The organism is Microbacterium sp. (assembly GCF_031178445.1).
Taxonomy (GTDB): domain Bacteria; phylum Actinomycetota; class Actinomycetes; order Actinomycetales; family Microbacteriaceae; genus Microbacterium.
The window spans coordinates 148,639-164,372 of the sequence record NZ_JAPSIY010000002.1 but is presented as its reverse complement, the minus strand read 5'-3'; the positions used below and the strand labels follow the sequence as shown (position 1 = coordinate 164,372).

The 15,734-nt window shown below is 68.7% G+C and carries 17 protein-coding genes; 8 read left to right on the top strand and 9 right to left on the bottom strand.

Annotation, left to right across the window (positions count from 1 at the left end; genetic code table 11):
- Nucleotides 1-13: 13 nt before the first annotated feature.
- Nucleotides 14-1,120: an FUSC family protein gene (locus RIN43_RS03610; RefSeq protein WP_309127513.1), complete on the top strand. Its 1,107-nt coding sequence runs from the start codon at nt 14-16 to the stop codon at nt 1,118-1,120.
- Nucleotides 1,121-1,157: 37 nt separating this feature from the next.
- Here RIN43_RS03610 and RIN43_RS03605 read toward each other — a convergent pair whose 3' ends face one another.
- From RIN43_RS03605 to RIN43_RS03585, 5 genes are all read right to left on the bottom strand, one after another.
- A complete protein-coding gene (locus RIN43_RS03605) occupies nt 1,158-1,910 on the bottom strand; it encodes a dihydrofolate reductase family protein (RefSeq protein ID WP_309127512.1) in 753 nt (250 codons plus the stop codon).
- 8 nt (nt 1,911-1,918) lie between these two features.
- The gene (gene folP, locus RIN43_RS03600) at nt 1,919-2,821 is read right to left on the bottom strand and encodes a dihydropteroate synthase (RefSeq protein WP_309127511.1); all 903 of its coding nucleotides are present in this window, start codon (nt 2,819-2,821) and stop codon (nt 1,919-1,921) included.
- Nucleotides 2,818-3,954, bottom strand: a complete 1,137-nt coding sequence (locus tag RIN43_RS03595; protein WP_309127510.1) for an FAD-dependent oxidoreductase — start codon at nt 3,952-3,954, stop codon at nt 2,818-2,820. The genes folP and RIN43_RS03595 overlap by 4 nt, the downstream gene beginning before the upstream one ends.
- 37 nt (nt 3,955-3,991) lie before the next feature.
- Nucleotides 3,992-4,657: a GTP cyclohydrolase I gene (gene folE / locus RIN43_RS03590; RefSeq protein ID WP_309127509.1), complete on the bottom strand. Its 666-nt coding sequence runs from the start codon at nt 4,655-4,657 to the stop codon at nt 3,992-3,994.
- Between the two features lie 469 nt (nt 4,658-5,126).
- Nucleotides 5,127-6,170, bottom strand: coding sequence for a histidine kinase (locus RIN43_RS03585; RefSeq protein ID WP_309127508.1), 1,044 nt, complete (start codon nt 6,168-6,170; stop codon nt 5,127-5,129).
- Nucleotides 6,171-6,501: 331 nt separating this feature from the next.
- On the opposite strand from RIN43_RS03585, the gene RIN43_RS03580 reads away from it, so the two are divergent.
- Nucleotides 6,502-7,155, top strand: a complete 654-nt coding sequence (locus RIN43_RS03580) for a response regulator transcription factor (RefSeq protein WP_309127507.1) — start codon at nt 6,502-6,504, stop codon at nt 7,153-7,155.
- Nucleotides 7,156-7,166: 11 nt separating this feature from the next.
- On the opposite strand, the gene RIN43_RS03575 is transcribed toward RIN43_RS03580, so the two are convergent.
- Nucleotides 7,167-7,661, bottom strand: coding sequence for a methylated-DNA--[protein]-cysteine S-methyltransferase (locus RIN43_RS03575; protein WP_309127506.1), 495 nt, complete (start codon nt 7,659-7,661; stop codon nt 7,167-7,169).
- A gap of 136 nt (nt 7,662-7,797) precedes the next feature.
- Here RIN43_RS03575 and arsB point away from each other — a divergent pair, with 136 nt between their 5' ends.
- The 5 genes from arsB to RIN43_RS03550 all read left to right on the top strand — a co-directional run bounded on the left by arsB (nt 7,798) and on the right by RIN43_RS03550 (nt 12,737).
- Nucleotides 7,798-8,922, top strand: a complete 1,125-nt coding sequence (arsB, locus tag RIN43_RS03570) for an ACR3 family arsenite efflux transporter (RefSeq protein WP_309127505.1) — start codon at nt 7,798-7,800, stop codon at nt 8,920-8,922.
- Entirely contained in the window at nt 8,919-9,908 is a 990-nt protein-coding gene (locus tag RIN43_RS03565) for a metalloregulator ArsR/SmtB family transcription factor (RefSeq protein WP_309127504.1), read from the top strand. Before arsB ends, RIN43_RS03565 begins: the two co-directional genes overlap by 4 nt.
- 26 nt (nt 9,909-9,934) lie before the next feature.
- Nucleotides 9,935-10,342, top strand: a complete 408-nt coding sequence (locus tag RIN43_RS03560; protein ID WP_309127503.1) for an arsenate reductase ArsC — start codon at nt 9,935-9,937, stop codon at nt 10,340-10,342.
- Between the two features lie 74 nt (nt 10,343-10,416).
- Nucleotides 10,417-11,517: a MerR family transcriptional regulator gene (locus tag RIN43_RS03555; RefSeq protein ID WP_309127502.1), complete on the top strand. Its 1,101-nt coding sequence runs from the start codon at nt 10,417-10,419 to the stop codon at nt 11,515-11,517.
- 8 nt (nt 11,518-11,525) lie between these two features.
- Nucleotides 11,526-12,737: an MFS transporter gene (locus tag RIN43_RS03550; RefSeq protein WP_309127501.1), complete on the top strand. Its 1,212-nt coding sequence runs from the start codon at nt 11,526-11,528 to the stop codon at nt 12,735-12,737.
- 36 nt (nt 12,738-12,773) lie between these two features.
- Here the strand turns inward: RIN43_RS03550 and RIN43_RS03545 are convergent, their stop codons facing one another.
- Nucleotides 12,774-13,373: a GNAT family N-acetyltransferase gene (locus RIN43_RS03545; protein WP_309127500.1), complete on the bottom strand. Its 600-nt coding sequence runs from the start codon at nt 13,371-13,373 to the stop codon at nt 12,774-12,776.
- Between the two features lie 117 nt (nt 13,374-13,490).
- Here RIN43_RS03545 and RIN43_RS03540 point away from each other — a divergent pair, with 117 nt between their 5' ends.
- A complete protein-coding gene (locus tag RIN43_RS03540; RefSeq protein WP_309127499.1) occupies nt 13,491-14,012 on the top strand; it encodes an ATP-binding protein in 522 nt (173 codons plus the stop codon).
- A 112-nt stretch (nt 14,013-14,124) separates the two neighbouring features.
- Here the strand turns inward: RIN43_RS03540 and RIN43_RS03535 are convergent, their stop codons facing one another.
- Both RIN43_RS03535 and RIN43_RS03530 read right to left on the bottom strand, forming a co-directional pair.
- Nucleotides 14,125-14,334, bottom strand: a complete 210-nt coding sequence (locus tag RIN43_RS03535; protein WP_309127498.1) for a multidrug transporter — start codon at nt 14,332-14,334, stop codon at nt 14,125-14,127.
- Between the two features lie 165 nt (nt 14,335-14,499).
- Complete coding sequence (locus RIN43_RS03530) at nt 14,500-15,387, bottom strand: aminoglycoside phosphotransferase family protein (protein ID WP_309127497.1); 888 nt, start codon at nt 15,385-15,387, stop codon at nt 14,500-14,502.
- Nucleotides 15,388-15,734: the final 347 nt, after the last annotated feature.

Sequence of the window (15,734 nt, the reverse complement as noted above, 5' to 3'; positions counted from 1 at the left end):
TAGGTTGAGCGCGATGCGAGCGACAGGTGCGGTGGAGTACGGCGGCGGCGCAGTGGGCACCATCGGCGGTGCGCTGCGGGATGCCGCCCGGCCGGCGCGGCTGCTGCTCGCGGCGAAGACCGCGGTGGCGGTCGCAGCCGCGTGGCTGATCGCGCCGCTGATGCCGGGAGTGACCGACGAGTACCCGTACTACGCACCGCTCGGCGCACTGATCAGCATGTACCCCACGCTCATGAGTTCGCTGCGCTCCAGCCTGCAGACGCTGATGGGGCTGGCTGCCGGCGTCGGGATCGCCGCGATCATCGTGCTCACCGTCGGTCCGAGCGTATGGACCCTCGCCGCGGCGGCCGCGCTGGGCGTGCTCGTCTCCGGCACCGGATGGTTCGGTGCGGGGAAGGAGTACATCCCGGTCGCGGCGCTGCTCGTCCTCATCATCGGCGGTGGCGATCCGGAGGGCTACTCCCTCGGCTACGTGGTGCAGACCGGAGTCGGCGTCGTCATCGGACTGCTCGTGAACCTCGTCATCCCGCCGGCGCCCCTCGTCGGGCAGGCGCGTGCCCGTCTGGATGCGTTTCAGCGCACGCTGGCGGGGCACCTGCACGACATCGGCGACGCCGTGGCGGAGTCGTGGCCGCCCGAGAACGAGGGCTGGGCGCGTGATGCACGCGACCTCGCCGAGACGAGCCGCGCCCTGCGCGGCGCCCTCGCCGAGGCGGATGAGAGCCGCCGGGGGAACCCGCGAGCGTGGATTCGCCGCGTCGACACCTCGCAGGAGCACACCCGTCTGGAGACGCTCGACGACATCGCCCATCAGATCCGCGACATCTCGGGCTGCATCGGCGACACGATCTGGTCGCGCCGGGCAGCGCTGGAGCTCGACCCGGAACTGGTCGGGCCCCTCTCCGATGCCTGCCACGCGGTGGCCGAAGTGCTCGATCCCGACACCGATCCCGAGCGCGACGAGACAGCGCGCAGGACCGCAGCAGAGCGAGTGGACCGACTGTTCGCGGCCGTGCATGATCGCACGCTGGACGTGGGAACCGTGACCGGTCCCGGCGTGCTCAGCGCGATGCACCTGCACCGCATCCTGATCCTGCTGAGCCCGGCCGACGACACCTGACACAGAGCCCCGCGGCTGCCGTGCATCGCAGCGCGGATCAGCCGCGGCGGTACTGCAGCAGCAGCTCGCTGTCGGCACGCAGCACCGACATGAGCCTCATCTCGGTGCGCACCGCCTCGCCTACAGCGATGCGGCCGGCGGCGCCGGCTTCCAGGGTGGGCGCGACCGTGAGATGCAGGGCGTCCACCGCGCCGGCACCGAGGAACGATGCGAACGTGTGCGGGCCGCCCTCCGCGTGAACGTGCATCAGCCCGCGCCCGGCGAGCTCTGCCCGGATGCGCAGGGGATCGGCATCGTCGGCGCCGGTCTCGATGAGGTCGGCCACCTCCGCGAGATGCTCCCGGCGCTCCGCGCGATGCTTGTCCTCGGCGTTTCCTGCGGGGACGGTGCAGATGATCGGTCGTACCGGAGCATCCGTGAACATCGCGGATGCGGGGTCGAGGTCGAGACTGCGCGAGACGAGCACCAGCACGGGGTGCGGTGGCAGGCCGTGCCGCATCCGCCACCCGGACGCGGCGTCGGAGAGCCGCATCGCCGCGTAGCCTTCCCTGCGTGCGGTGCCGGCCCCCAGCAACACCGCGTCGGCCGGCCAGCGCAGCAGATCGAACAGGCGACGGTCCGCTTCGTCGCCCAGCCCGCCGGAGAGACCGTCGCGGGTCGCAGCGCCGTCGATGCTGGCGATGAAGTTCATGCGCAACCACGCCCGCCCCTCCGGTATGCTCGTCCCGGCCAGCAGGGCTTCATCATCGAGGTCCGACGCCGGGTCGGGCCAGAGGCGATCGATGGGCATCCCGCTCCTCACACGTTCCGGGTCGGATGGGTGTTGTGCTCCAGCCGCACCGGCTGACGCATCCCCAGTATGGCCTCGGCCATGCGGGCCGCGTCGACGGCCTCCGCGATGTCGTGCATGCGCACGATGCGCGCGCCCTTCAGGATGCAGGCCGTCATCGCAGCGAGGGACCCGGACAGCCGCTCCCCTTGCGGACGATCGATGGACTCGCCGATGAAGTCCTTGTTCGACACGGCGACGAGCAGCGGCAGGCCGATGTCGACGAGCTCGTCGAGGCGGCGGGTGAGTTCGAGGGAGTGCAGGGTGTTCTTGTCGAGATCGTGACCTGGATCGACGATGATGCGCTCACGCAGTACGCCGCCCGCCTCGGCGCGCTCTATCCGCTCGAGCAGGAACGAGCGCACCTCCGCCACGACGTCGTCGTAGCGTGCTGCGGGCTTCTCGACGCGCGGCGGACCGACGCTGTGCGTGATCACGACGTGCGCCTCGCTGTTCGCGATCACGCCTGCCATCCGGGTGTCGCCCAGACCGCTGGTGTCGTTGATGACCGCCGCGCCCGCGGCGATCGCGGCGGCGGCGACGTCGGCATCGTTCGTGTCGACCGAGACGACCACCCCGGCGCCCGACGCCGTGATGGCCTCGACGACCGGGACGACTCGGTCGATCTCCTCCTGCACCGACACCGCGGGGCCGCGTCCGAACGGCACGCCTCCGATGTCGACCCAGTCGGCGCCACGCTCGGCGGCGCGAAGCGCGCTGCCGACCGCGCGGTCCAGGGCGAAGGTCGCGCCCCGATCATGGAACGAGTCAGGGGTGCGGTTGACGACGGCCATGACCGCCACCTGGCGAGCGAAGTCGAAGTCCCGTGCGCCGATGCGGCGCACGGTCTTCGCTGCTGTGGGTGTGCTCATCGCGGTTTCCCCACGCTGTCACGCACGGCGTCGGAGGAGTCCCAGTCGTTGGCATGCATGGCGGCGACGACCATACCGTCGGAGACCCAGTACGCGCGGAACGCGCCGCCGCGAGCGACGTCCGTGTCGCCCTCGATGTCGACCCGGTCATACCCCTCCGGGCCGACGCTGCCGAAGTACTCCATGCCGAGGTCGTACTGGTCGGTGAAGAAGTACGGCAGATGCACGTAGGGCTCCTCTGCCCCAAGCAGGTTGCGGGCGACCACCTTGCCCTGCTCGATCGCCGTGTCCCAGTGCTCGACCCTGATGCGGCGTCCGAGCACGGGATGGTCGTGATTGGCGACGTCGCCGATCGCATAGACATCAGGGGCGGAGGTGCGCAGCGTCGTATCGACGAGGATCCCGTTCTCGACGGCGAGGCCCGCCGACTCGGCGAGTTCCGTGGCGGGTGCCGCACCGACGCCGACGACCAGCACGTCGGCCTCGACCATGTCGCTCTCGGCGACCTGGGTGCCGAGGCGCAGATCCACGCCGTGATGACGGTGCAGTTCGGCGAACACGCGTGCCACCTCGGGTCCCAGCACGCGCAGCAGAGGCAGCTCCGCCACTTCGAACATGGTCACCCGCGCGCCTGCCTGGCGTGCGGCCGATGCGACCTCGAGGCCGATCCACCCGGCGCCGATGATCACGACATGAGCGTCCGGTGTCAGACGCGCTTTGAGCCCGGCGCTGTCCTCCATCGTGCGCAGGTACACCGGGTGCGCGACGCGCTCTGCGGCCTCGAGGTGCCGGGGCACTGCGCCCGTCGCGATCAGCAGCCGGTCGTAGTGCAGTTCGCTCTCGTGTCCCGCCTCCGATCTCGCTGTCAGCACATGGGCGTCGGTGTCGATGCTCGTGACGCGGGTGCGCAGCTCGATACGCACGTCATGGTCGCGATACCAGCCGGCCTCATGCACGGCGGCCGCTTCGACGTTCTTCTTGCCGAGCAGCACATCCTTCGACAGCGGCGGCCGCTCATACGGGAGGTGGTTCTCGGCGGCGAACAGCACCAGTTCGCCGTCGTAGCCGCGTTCGCGCAGCTCAGTGACTGCGGTGGCGGCGGCGAGGCCGCCGCCGACGATGGCGATGGTCATCTTCCGGTCCTCTCTGTGGATGCCGATTCTGCCGCACTCAGCGTTCGGCGACGAGCGCGAAGAACTCGGCGCGTGACCGGGCGTCGTCGCGCAGTGTTCCCCGCACGGCGGAGGTCTTGGTGATCGCATCGCCGGCGCGTGCTCCGCGCAGTGTCATGCAGCTGTGGGCAGCCTCGACGATGACGCCGACACCACGTGGCTGCAGCCGGGCTGCGAGAGCGTCGGCGATCTGCACGGTCAGCCGCTCCTGTGTCTGAGGGCGACGCGCGTAGTGATCGACCATGCGCGGGATCTTCGAGAGCCCGACCACGCGATCCGCAGGGAGATACACCACGTGGGCGACGCCGCTGAACGGCAGCAGATGGTGCTCGCAGAGAGAGTGCACAGGGATATCGCGCACCAGCACCATCTCGTCGTACCCCTCGCGGTTCGCGAAGGTGGTGAAGTCGAACGGCTGCGGGTTGAGCAGCTCGGCGTATGCCGCGGCGAACCGGTATGGGGTTCGGGCGAGGTCGGGTGCGTCGGCTGCATCCGGATCGATGCCGAGGGCCGCCAGGAACAGCCGGCCGGCGTGCTCGGCGGCTGCGAGATCGACCGCCCGCGGGGCAGCCTCGATCCGCACGCGATCCGGCGACGCCGCCGCAGGCGTCGCGAGCCCGAACGTCTGGTCGTGGGTCCGATCCGCGATGGAAGTGAGCGTCATGCGGTCCTCCTCGTGCTCACTTCCAGTAGAGACCCCTCGATCTCTAAAGTCAATACTTATCGCTTTTAGAAGATGGACGGTCGCCGCGCGTGAAGCCGGGCCGGCTCGGGCGCGTACGTTCGAGGCGTTCGTCATGCCGGCGATGGAGACGGCGGACGGCGGCGGGGTTCACCTGCGAGGGGGCCGGATCGAATGACCAGCGGCGCGCCGAGACCCCGATCGCGAGCGTGGCCGGGATGCTCGCCGATACTCACGCTCGCGATCGTCGCGCGTTGGGGACGCGCGGGTCAGAGCACTGGGGATGCTCCGCACTCAGAGCACTGGGGATGCTCCGCGCACTCATCAAAATACCGAGTGCAGTACAGGCCCTATAGGGTCGCAAGTCCATAGTTCGGTGGACTTTCGTCCCCCTCTGCGCTTCGGCGCCTGCCTCGCACGGGATGCCGCCGTGCGTCCATCCCGACCCTGATCACACGATGGGCAGACGAGCTGCGACGCGCCACCGGCCGTCGACCTCGCCTGCGCTGAACTCGCCACTCGCACCGACCACGCGCTCCGCCATCCGGCCGAGCCCCGTACGACTGGAGGGCACGTCACGCCGGGGGGCTGCGGGCAGGGGGCTGTCGATGATCAGCCGGGCGACGGCCTCGTCCAGCTGCAGGTCGATGGCGACGGTGCCGGGGCCGGCGTACTTCAGCACGTTGGTGACGGACTCGCGCACGACCCGGGCGAGGATGATCTCGGCGGCGCGAGCCAGCCGCTCGTCGCGCAGTGGCCCCTCGCACTGGACCTCATGACCGGCCGCCTCGAGCTCAACGCGCGCTTCACTCACGGCTTCCGCGAGATCGCCGACATGCATGCCCTCGGAAGCGCGCCCCTCGTCGGCGAGCTCGATCACGAACCGAAGGTCCGCCATGGCCTTTCGTGCAGCGCTGCGGATGGCCTCCTGCGAGGCAGGCGCCGCCTGCTCGTCATCGAGCAGCTGCGCATGCATCGACACCACTGTGAGATGGTGCGCGATGCTGTCATGCAGTTCACCGGCGATCCATCGCCTTTCGGCGAGCACCGCTTCCCGCTCCTGCTGCGCCTTCTCGGCCAGTTCGTGTTCGAGACGACGACCTCGGGCGAAGGCGGCACGCAGAGCGAAGCCGATGGCCCCGGCCACGGTGGCGACGATGAGGTAGATGCCGACGTTGACGGGGACGCTCAGCCCCCCGTAGGCGATGATGCTCGCGGCGACGAGGAACACGGCCAGGTAGGCGAAAACGAGTAAGGTCCACCCGAGCCGCAGCACCAGTGCGGCTGCGACCGCGAACGCCAGGAGGACCTGGCTCTCCGAGCCGGTGAGGAACGAGACTGCCAGCATCGCTCCGAGCACGGCCGTGGCGACCAGGGGCGTCCAGAGATACAGGGCGAACGCCGCGGTCGCCCCGATGCTGAGGAGGGAGGCGAGGATGTCGCCTCGGGGCGAGGAGAACGCTCCGAACACGTCCACAGCGGCGACGCCCGCCACGATGACGAGGATGACGACGCTCTCCGGGCGACTCAGCCGCTCGCCTCTGCTGAGCCAAAGCGAAACACGTTCACCGCGACCTGACCGGATCGACGACATGTTCCGCTATCTCCAATACGCCAGTACGCTAGCGATAGATGCCGAGAAGGATGCACAACTGCTGCCAAAAGGTCATGTTAGTCACCCCCTTCGCCGGTTCGTTTGTTCAGATGCTCTAGAGCTTCTCGGCAAACGCCTCGCAACGCATCTGACACGAGTTCAGACTTCGCTGGCCAAAGGTCTACACCGCAGAACCGGCACCGCACACCAGGGCCGGAGCTAGGCTGGCTGCATGCCGGAGATCCGCGTGCTCATCGTCGATGACGACCCGCTGGTGCGGACCGCTCTCGCGCATTTCGTCGCACGCGATCCGGTCATCGAAGTCATCGGCCAGGCCGAGGATGGCGGCCAAGCACTCGCCATGACCGAACACGACCGTCCCGACGTCGTGATGATGGATGTGCAGATGCCCGGGATGGACGGCATCCAGGCCACCAGGGCGATCTCCACCCGCTGGCCGGAGGTTCGCGTGCTCGCCGTGACGACGCTCGAAGGCAGCGAGACCGTCCTTCCGATGCTGGGCGCCGGGGCGTCCGGCTACCTGCTGAAGGACTCCAGCGCGGACGCCATCATCGCGGGGATCCACGCGGTCCACGATGGCGCGAGTTCACTCTCCCCGAGGATCGCGTCCATGCTCATCAAGCACGTTCGCGACGGCGAACCGCCGGCCGACGCCGGTGAGCTCGAGCCTTTGACAGACCGTGAGGAGCAGGTCGTCCAGCGCCTCGCCCAGGGCATGTCGAACGGCGAGATCGCGCGATCGCTGATCGTGTCGGAGGGAACCGTGAAGGCGCACCTCGGCCGGGTCATGTCCAAATGGGGCGTGCGCGATCGCGTGCAGATACTCGTGGTCGCGGCGCGCGCAGGGCTGGTCGATTTCCGCTGACCCACCTGGCGTCAGAACATGGCGGCCGGGAGGAAGCCCTCGTGCTCGAGCAGCCAGCGCTTGGTGAGCAGACCCTCTCCCGGCGGCCCACCCGAGTAGCCGCCGAGCCCGTCGCTTGCGACGACGCGGTGGCAGGGCACGATGATGGGGATCGGATTCGCGCCCATGATCGAACCGATGGCGCGCGCAGGCACCGTCGTGCCGCTGCGTCGGGCGAGTTCGCCATACGTCACGGTCTCGCCGTGCGCCACCGTCGCGTGGAGGGCGTTGAGCACCGCGCGACTCGCCTCGCCCTGCGTGCCGAGATCGATCGGCATGTCGAAGACCGTCAGGCGGCCTGCGAAGTAGGCGCGCAGCTGCGCGAGCGCCTCGCCGAGCAGCGGGTCTGCCGGTTCGGCGTCGACGGACAGGCGACCACTGGGCCAGGTGACGCGTGTGATCGCCTCGCCGTCGCCGGCCACTCCGATCACGCCCACCGGAGTTCTGACAGTGGCGAACGAGCTCATTCGGCGACCATATCCCGCACGTGGGACATTAACGCCGGGTGAATTCCGCCGCCGCGGGCCCGACGCTGATTCGAGATCTGTCAATATAGATGGGAATCTAATCAACGCCAGAACCACCGCCACTTGAGGAACCCGCATGAGCACCGCACCTACCGTGACCAAGGCGACCAAGTCGACCGCCGGGAAGGGCGCCGTCGACACGCGTCGACTGTCGACTCTCGACCGTTGGCTGCCGGTATGGATCGGTCTCGCCATGGTCGGCGGCATCGCGCTCGGCCGCTTTCTTCCAGGCCTCTCCGAGCTACTCGCGCGCCTCGAGATCGGCGGTATCTCGATTCCGATCGCACTCGGACTGCTCGTGATGATGTATCCGGTGCTCGCCAAGGTGCGCTACGACAGGGTCGCCGCGGTCACAGGAGACAGAAGACTGCTCGTTTCGTCGCTGCTGCTGAACTGGCTGGTCGGACCGGCGCTGATGTTCACACTCGCCTGGGCGTTCCTCCCGGACCTGCCGGAGTACCGCACGGGACTCATCATCGTCGGGTTGGCGCGATGCATCGCCATGGTCGTCATCTGGAACGATCTGGCCTGCGGCGATCGTGAAGCCGCCGCCGTGCTGGTCGCCATCAACTCGGTGTTCCAGGTGATCGCATTCTCACTCCTGGGTTGGTTCTATCTCACAGTGCTTCCCGGTTGGCTCGGCTTCGACACCCAGGGTCTCGAGATCTCGGTCGGGCAGATCGCGTTGAACGTGCTGATCTTCCTCGGCATCCCTCTCGTCGCCGGCTTCACCTCCCGCTTCGTCGGAGAACGCCGCAGAGGGCGCGGCTGGTACGAGCAGCGGTTCCTTCCGCGGGTGGGTCCGTGGGCGCTGTACGGGCTGCTGTTCACCATCGTGCTGCTCTTCGCACTGCAGGGCGAGCAGGTGACCTCCCGCCCCTGGGACGTCGCGCGCATCGCACTGCCGCTCCTGGCCTACTTCGCGATCATGTGGTTTGCAGGCCTTCTCACCGGGAAGTCACTCGGGCTGGACTACGCCCGATCCTCGACGCTGGCGTTCACCGCGGCGGGGAACAACTTCGAACTCGCGATCGCGGTCGCGATCGGCACATTCGGTGCCGCATCCGGCCAGGCTCTCGCCGGCGTCGTTGGCCCGCTCATCGAGGTCCCCGTGCTCGTCGGTCTCGTCTACGTCTCGCTGTGGGCCGCTCGCGCCTGGTTCCACACCGACCCGTTCGCCGCAGAGGGGGCGAAACTGTGAACCTCACGCTGACAGCCGAGGGCAGCGTCTGCAGCCCCGCCGCCCTGCACGCCATCGGACAGGAAGCGGCCTCGTCGGTGGCCGCGACCCTGAAGGCGCTGTCGGACCCGCTGCGGCTGCGGATGCTCTCCGCCATCGCCTCCGATCCGCGCGGCGAGTCGTGCGTCTGCGACCTCGCCGAGCTCGCCGACGTCTCTCAGCCGACCGTCTCGCATCACCTGAAGGTGCTCAAGGATGTCGAAGTGCTGACGTCGGAACGACGAGGCACCTGGGTCTGGTACCGCATCAATCCGAGCCACCGCGGCGCCGTCATCGCGCTGCTCGACTCTTTCGCGCCGGCGAGTCTCGGGTGGCGCGCCGGAGCTGGCGAGCCGCCTGCGCGCCCTGATTTCGACGCCAGGATCACCAGACTCGGGCAGGAACTCGCGTCTGAGACTCCCGAGCTCGAACAGGAAACCGTGCTGAGCATCGTCCGCGAGTCCTACACGGCCCTCGCGCGCACCGCCAAGGTGACCGGAGCGCTCGTACCGCTCACCGAACGCTTCGCCCGCCAGCGCCTGGCCGACCTCACCCGCGACAGGGACGTGTCGGCGCCTCAGGTGCTGTTCGTGTGCGTCGCCAACGCCGGGCGGTCACAGCTCGCTGCGGCACTCGTCAATCAGCTGGGTGGCGGCCGGATCGTCGCTCGCTCTGCGGGCTCGAACCCGGGTGACGTCATCGATCCGCACGTCCGCGCGCTTCTCGCAGAGATCGAGGGCGAGGCCGCAGCCGAGCGGTTCCCGAAACCGCTCACCGACGACGCGGTCCGCGCCGCCGACGTGGTCATCACGATGGGATGCGGTGACGTGTGCCCGATCATCCCCGGCGTGCGATACGACGACTGGGCGGTCGGTGATCCTGCGCTCGCGTCCACAGCGGGTGTCGAAGCCATCCGCGATGACATCGCGGGGCGCGTGCGCACTCTCGTCGACGAACTCCTCCCCTGACCCCCCTCCGTCCTCCAGGAGCCAGCATGACCACCGTCTCATCGAAGCCGTCCGTCCTCTTCGTCTGCGTGCACAACGCCGGCCGCTCTCAGATGGCCGCCGGTTTCCTGCGCGACATCGCGGGAGACCACATCGAGGTCCGGTCGGCCGGATCCATGCCCGCAGAGCAGATCAACCCCGTCGCCGTCGAGGCGATGCGCGAGATCGGCATCGACATCACGGCCGAACAGCCCAAGGTGCTGACAACCGAGGCCGTGCAGGCGTCGGACGTGGTGATCACCATGGGCTGCGGTGACGCCTGCCCGTTCTTCCCCGGCAAGCGCTACGAGGACTGGAAGCTCGACGATCCGGCCGGTCAGGGCATCGACGCCGTGCGCCCGATCCGCGACGAGATCCGTTCCCGCATCGAGAAGCTGGTCGACGAACTCACCTGAGAATCGCCAGGTGAGCGCGCGTCGGCGGGGCGACCTGTTGACCTTCAGCCCGGGTGAAAGTCGATGATGGTCCCATGACCCGGCCACGCGAGCGCGAAGAGGTGCCCCTGCCGGTCGCGGCGCCGCGAACCCTGCTGCCGATCGGCGCGTTCGCGCAAGCTGTCGGCCTGAGCGCGAGCGCACTGCGTCAGTACGGCGAATCCGGGCTCCTGATTCCCACGGAGATCGATGGACGCACCGGCTATCGCTACTACGCCCCGGATCAGCAACGTCGCGCCATCTGGATCCGCCGGCTGCGGGACGCCGGGCTCGGCCTCGGCAAGATCGGCGCCATCCTCGACGGCGACGCCGCCGAGGCCGAGCGTCTGCTGGACGCCTGGCTCACGGATGCCGCGGAACGGCAATCAGCCGCTACGGCGTTGGTCGCGGACCTCAAGCTCAGCCTGCGAGCGCGCGTCGAGAACAACCCTGTGCATCGCACGACCGCCGGTTTCGACGGTGCCGTCCTCGCGAACGCCATCGAGCAGGTGACGGCCGCGAGCGGCATCGACGGATTTCACAGCGTCCTCATGGACATCACCGATGGGGAGGCTGCGGTCGTCGCCACGGACCGCTATCTGCTCCTCGCACGCCTGGCCGTCTCCAGGCGCGTGTCAGGTCCGCCGGCGAGGGTGAGCTTCACGCCGGGATCGGTAGCCGCCTGGCTTCGAAGCAGGCGGCGGGTCGACCTCGTCGTCGAATCCCCGATCGGCCGGAACGGTCGCAAGACCATGCACGCTCACTTCTGCGATGACGCGGGGCACCGCCGTGAGCTCGAGCGCGAGCGGGATCTGCTCCCCAGCGTCCACGCGCTCCTGCAGGACCGGTCAGGTGCGCCGACGAGGATCGTCTTTCCACGCACCGAAGTCCTGCGAGTCTCGCGTTCGACCGGGAGCCTCTCACTCATCGCGTCGGAAGGAGAGGCACGCTTGCACTCGGATGCGGGTGTCGCCGCGGGCTCCGCAGACGGTCGCGCCGTCTCGCTGGAGCTCTCCGCGGCGACACTGACCCGAATCGCCGAGGCGGCGGTCGGTCCCGCGCTCAGCTGCGACGTCGACGAACCCGGCGCGGCCGTCGTCTGGCGGGCGCCGAGCCAGCCGGACTTCGTCGCGCTGGCGATGCCGCAATCGAGATGAACCAGCGGATGCCGAGGGGCTTCAACGCCTGGGTCGTCGCGACGGTCGGCGCTGATCTCGGCTCCGGTGTTCTCGCGTTCTCGCTGGCCTGGGTCGCGTCCGGGCACGGGCCGGCCCTCGTGTCGGCCGTGCTGACTCTCACCGTGGCGCCGTCCGTGCTGTTCGGCCTGCTCGGAGGTGCCGTCGCGGATCGCTTCGGCCCCCGGCGGGTGATGATCGTCTGCACGTGCGCATTCATGTCGATCAGCGCCGTGCTTGCGCTCACCGTCACTGTGCGACCGATGTCACCGGTGGCGCTGGTGGTGGCTGCGGCGGCGATCGGAACCGTCTCGGCGTTCCACCGGCCGGCCGTGGGCGTGTTCCCGCGGATGTTCGTGGTCGATGCAGAGTTGGGAGCCGCGATGGCGCGCGTCGGAATGGCGAGCCAGGTCGCGGGCGCGATCGCACCTCCGCTCGGAGGAATTCTGGTCGGCGTCATCGCTCTGAGCGGTGTCGCCTGGATCGACGTGGTCGGGTGCATCTGCATGGTCATGGTGCTGCTCGCCGTCCGCCCTCCGATCGCCTCAAGCCCCGCGATGGAGGCGGTGTCCGTCCGCGGCATCCTCCGTGGAATCGCCACGGCCGGCGAGACCAGAGGCGCACCGGCGCTACTGGCCTGCGTCGCGCTTGTTGCAGGAGCAGTGATCCCGTCGATGGTCGTCGGCATCCCCCTCGTGGCTCGCGAACGCGGATGGACGGCGGCCGAGGCGGGCCTCATCGAGGCGGGCTGGATCGCCGGAGGTCTGCTCGCCGGCGCATGGTTCTCTTGGCGCGGAACAAGCGCAAGGGCGTGGCGTGGGATCGCGATCGGCCCCGTCCTCGTCGCCTGCGGGCTCGCCGCCCTCGCAGTCTCTCCGTCCTGGACGTCCGCGGCAGGCGGCACCGGCATCATCGGGTTCGGTGTCGTGATCTTCACCGCGCATGTCTTCCCCACCTACGTCCGCCTCGCCCCCGCATCGATGCTCTCCCGCTTCCAGAGCGTCCTCATCCTGGCGCAGCGAGCGCCACAGCTCGTGGTCACGCCGCTCATCGGCATACTGATCGGGTTCACCACCACCGGCCCGGCATTCTTGTGCGGCGCCGTCGTCGCTCTCGTCGCAACCGTCGTCGTGGCCGCGAACAAGACCCTGCGCGCCGTCGGCTCAGCCTCTGTCGCAGGCGGTGTCAGCCCTGCGCCGTGACGCGGACAACGTGGCGCCGGCTCGGTGCCGCGCCGGTCACGCCCGTTGCCACATCCACGGCACGGTCTCGGTGACCTTGACGAGCCCCGCACGCTCCAGGATCGGTCGTGAGTCTTCCGTCGAATCCGAGTGAATCCACCGCACCCCGCGCGACATCGCCGACCGGACACGCGCGGAAGTCAGTGCACGGTAGATACCGCGTCCCCGGTAGTCGGCGAGAGTGGCGCCACCCCAGATCCCTGCGAACTCCGTACCGGGGACCAGGTCTATCCGGCCGGCGCTGACGATGCGCCCGTCGACTTCAGCCGCCCACACCTCGACCGGCTCTTCCCTGGCCCGCTGCTCGAGGATCGCCGACAGCATCCGCTCGGCCCTCGGCGTTCCGCCGAACACCGAATCCTGCATGTCGAGCGCTGCGCGGATGTCCTCGGGATGGGTGAGCTGCCGCACCGTCACGCCCGCCGGCGGCTCGGTGCCTATGAGCGCCGAGGCGGCCCCCAACATCACCGACTCCGGCTCGTCAGGGGCGAAGCCTGCCGCGCGCAGAGCCTCTTCGAGGCCCGGCGCGCGATCGTGTGTGCGCGTCTTCCACTCAGCCTGTCGAATCGATCGATCGTCGGCGAGGAGGTCAGGCACGCGCTCAGCGTATCGGCAGGGTCGCGCGGCGTTCGGCCGCGGTTCCACACGCTGCCGCGACGCAGGCCTGTGACGACGCATCAGGAAGATCGCCGGTTCGGCGGCTATCCTCGCGTCGTGATCGTCTGGCTCAACGGCACCCACGGCGCGGGCAAAACCACGACCAGCGCACTCGTGCAGGCATTGATCCCGGGTTCGCGGGTGTTCGACGCCGAGAAGGTCGGCGAGACGCTGATGGACATCTCGCCCGGCCTGCCTGAGACCGACAACTTCCAGCACTGGCCACCCTGGCGGCCGCTCGTGGTCGATACGGCCCGCCGCGTGCTCGAGTACACCGGTGGCACGCTCGTGGTTCCGATGACCGTGCTCGTCGAGCCGTACTGGCAGGAGATCAGTGACGGCCTCGCGGCGCACTCCATCGCCGTGCGCCACTTCGTGCTCCACGCCGATCAGGACGCGCTTCGCAGCCGCATCGAGAACGACACCGTGCTGGGTCACTCGACGTTTCGGATGAGGTACCTGGAGCCGTATGCGGAGGCGTACGAGACTTGGCTGCGGAATGCGGCCGAGGTCGTCGACACGACTCGGCTCACCCCCGCGGAGGCCGCACAGCGCATCGCGGCCGCGGTGCGGGTGTAATCGAGGGCTGACGCTGAGAGGGGAGCACGCTGGGGCCGGCCACTGTCACGCTCTCGATCCGTCTGCGCGATGGTGATCGCCGACGCGGCGAGCGATCCGCGGACATGCGTCCCTACGACCCGTCCGCTCCTTCAACACCGGGGCCCGGCCCCGGGCGCACCGCCGCTGTGTCGGCGATATCGATGCGCACGTTCCCGTCGTGCTCCGACACCTCGATACGCGGTGCGGCGTCAGCCTCGGTGGAATGCTCGGCACGCAGCAACTGGTCTCGGCGCTTCTGCTCGTCGGTCATCGGATCTGGTTCGCGCTCACTGTTGGACATGATCCGAAGCGTGGTCGCCGCCGCCGCGTACCGCGATCCCCTGGCCTCACTGCCGCGGTCGTGATATCGCCAGCCCGCACCGCTCCCGGCCGACACCGGGATCCACTGATGCGGGGCTCGGGGTCAGGTCTGCGCGAACGGTTAGAACTGCTCGACGCGCTGCCGTCACTGATCCAGCCCCAGTACTTCGTCCAGCACGCGACGAGCGAAAGCCGCTTGGCCAGGCGCGGTGTTCGTCAGCATGATGAGGCCTTTCCAGAGCGCCCATCCCGCCCCGCGCGCCCATGTTGCATCGTCGAGGTCGAGCGTGGATCGGAATGCGCGTCGCGCTGGTCCGCGGAACTGGGTCCAATAGATCACGGTGTCGCATGCAGGGTCGCCGACGGCGGAGCAGCCGAAGTCGATCATGGCTGAGAGCGCCCCTCGGCGGTCAACGACCAAGTTGTTGATCGCGACGTCGCCGTGAACCCACACTGACGCTTCGCCCTCCGGCGTCGACGTTGCGCTGCGCCAGAGCGCGGCGGCGCGGTCTCGTTCCCGCACGTCGAGCAATGCGAATCGACTTTGCACCTCGTCGTCCCAGTGCGTCACAGGCGCACCGCGGTAGGCGCTGTGCTGGCCGGGCGCCGGACCATCCGTAGCATCCGCTCGGCGCAACGAGGTCAGGAACAACGCGAGATCGACAGCCAGCGCGGTGTCGCCGCTCAGGTGGGCAGGGTCGGGCCGGCGACCTTCGATCCAGCTGTAGATCGACCACGGCGCCGGGAAAGTCTCGTTCGGACGTCCACGACCAACGACGCTCGGGATCGGCTGAGACAGCTGCGGCGCGAGCCTCGGCAACCACTCCTGCTCCTTCCGCACCTGTGGAACGTAGGCAGCGGCCGCTGGGAGACGAACAACCAGAGCCTCCCCGAGGCGGAACATGCGGTGATCGTTCCCCGCTTCCGCGATTGCACGCACAGGCAGAGCCGCCCACTGTGGGAACTGCTCTCGCACGAGATCCTGCACCAACGCTTCGTTGATCGCGAGGCGGCTGGGAAAAGGCACACTCATCCCGCCACGCTAGTCGGCAGAGGCCCCGTGCCGGCCGACAGCGAGTGCTGTCCGCGAGTCCGGACGACCGATTGCGGCCGTGAATCGGTTCCGTACGGCGTAAGACGCCGCTGACGATCTTTACGGCGGGCCGATGGCCCCGTCGCGGATCGGTTCGGTCACCCCCGAAGAATTCCGTGACCAAACCGTTGCATTCGTTACCCGGCCGTTATAGAGTCATCGCACGGTGAATGTTTGCTGTGGCACTCACCGCATGTGATTGCAGGACACTCTTGGTGCAAGGGACAAGGGCCGGCCGGAAGCCTCTCCGACCGGCCCTTACTTGCGGCTCGTGCAGGGTGTCGGCA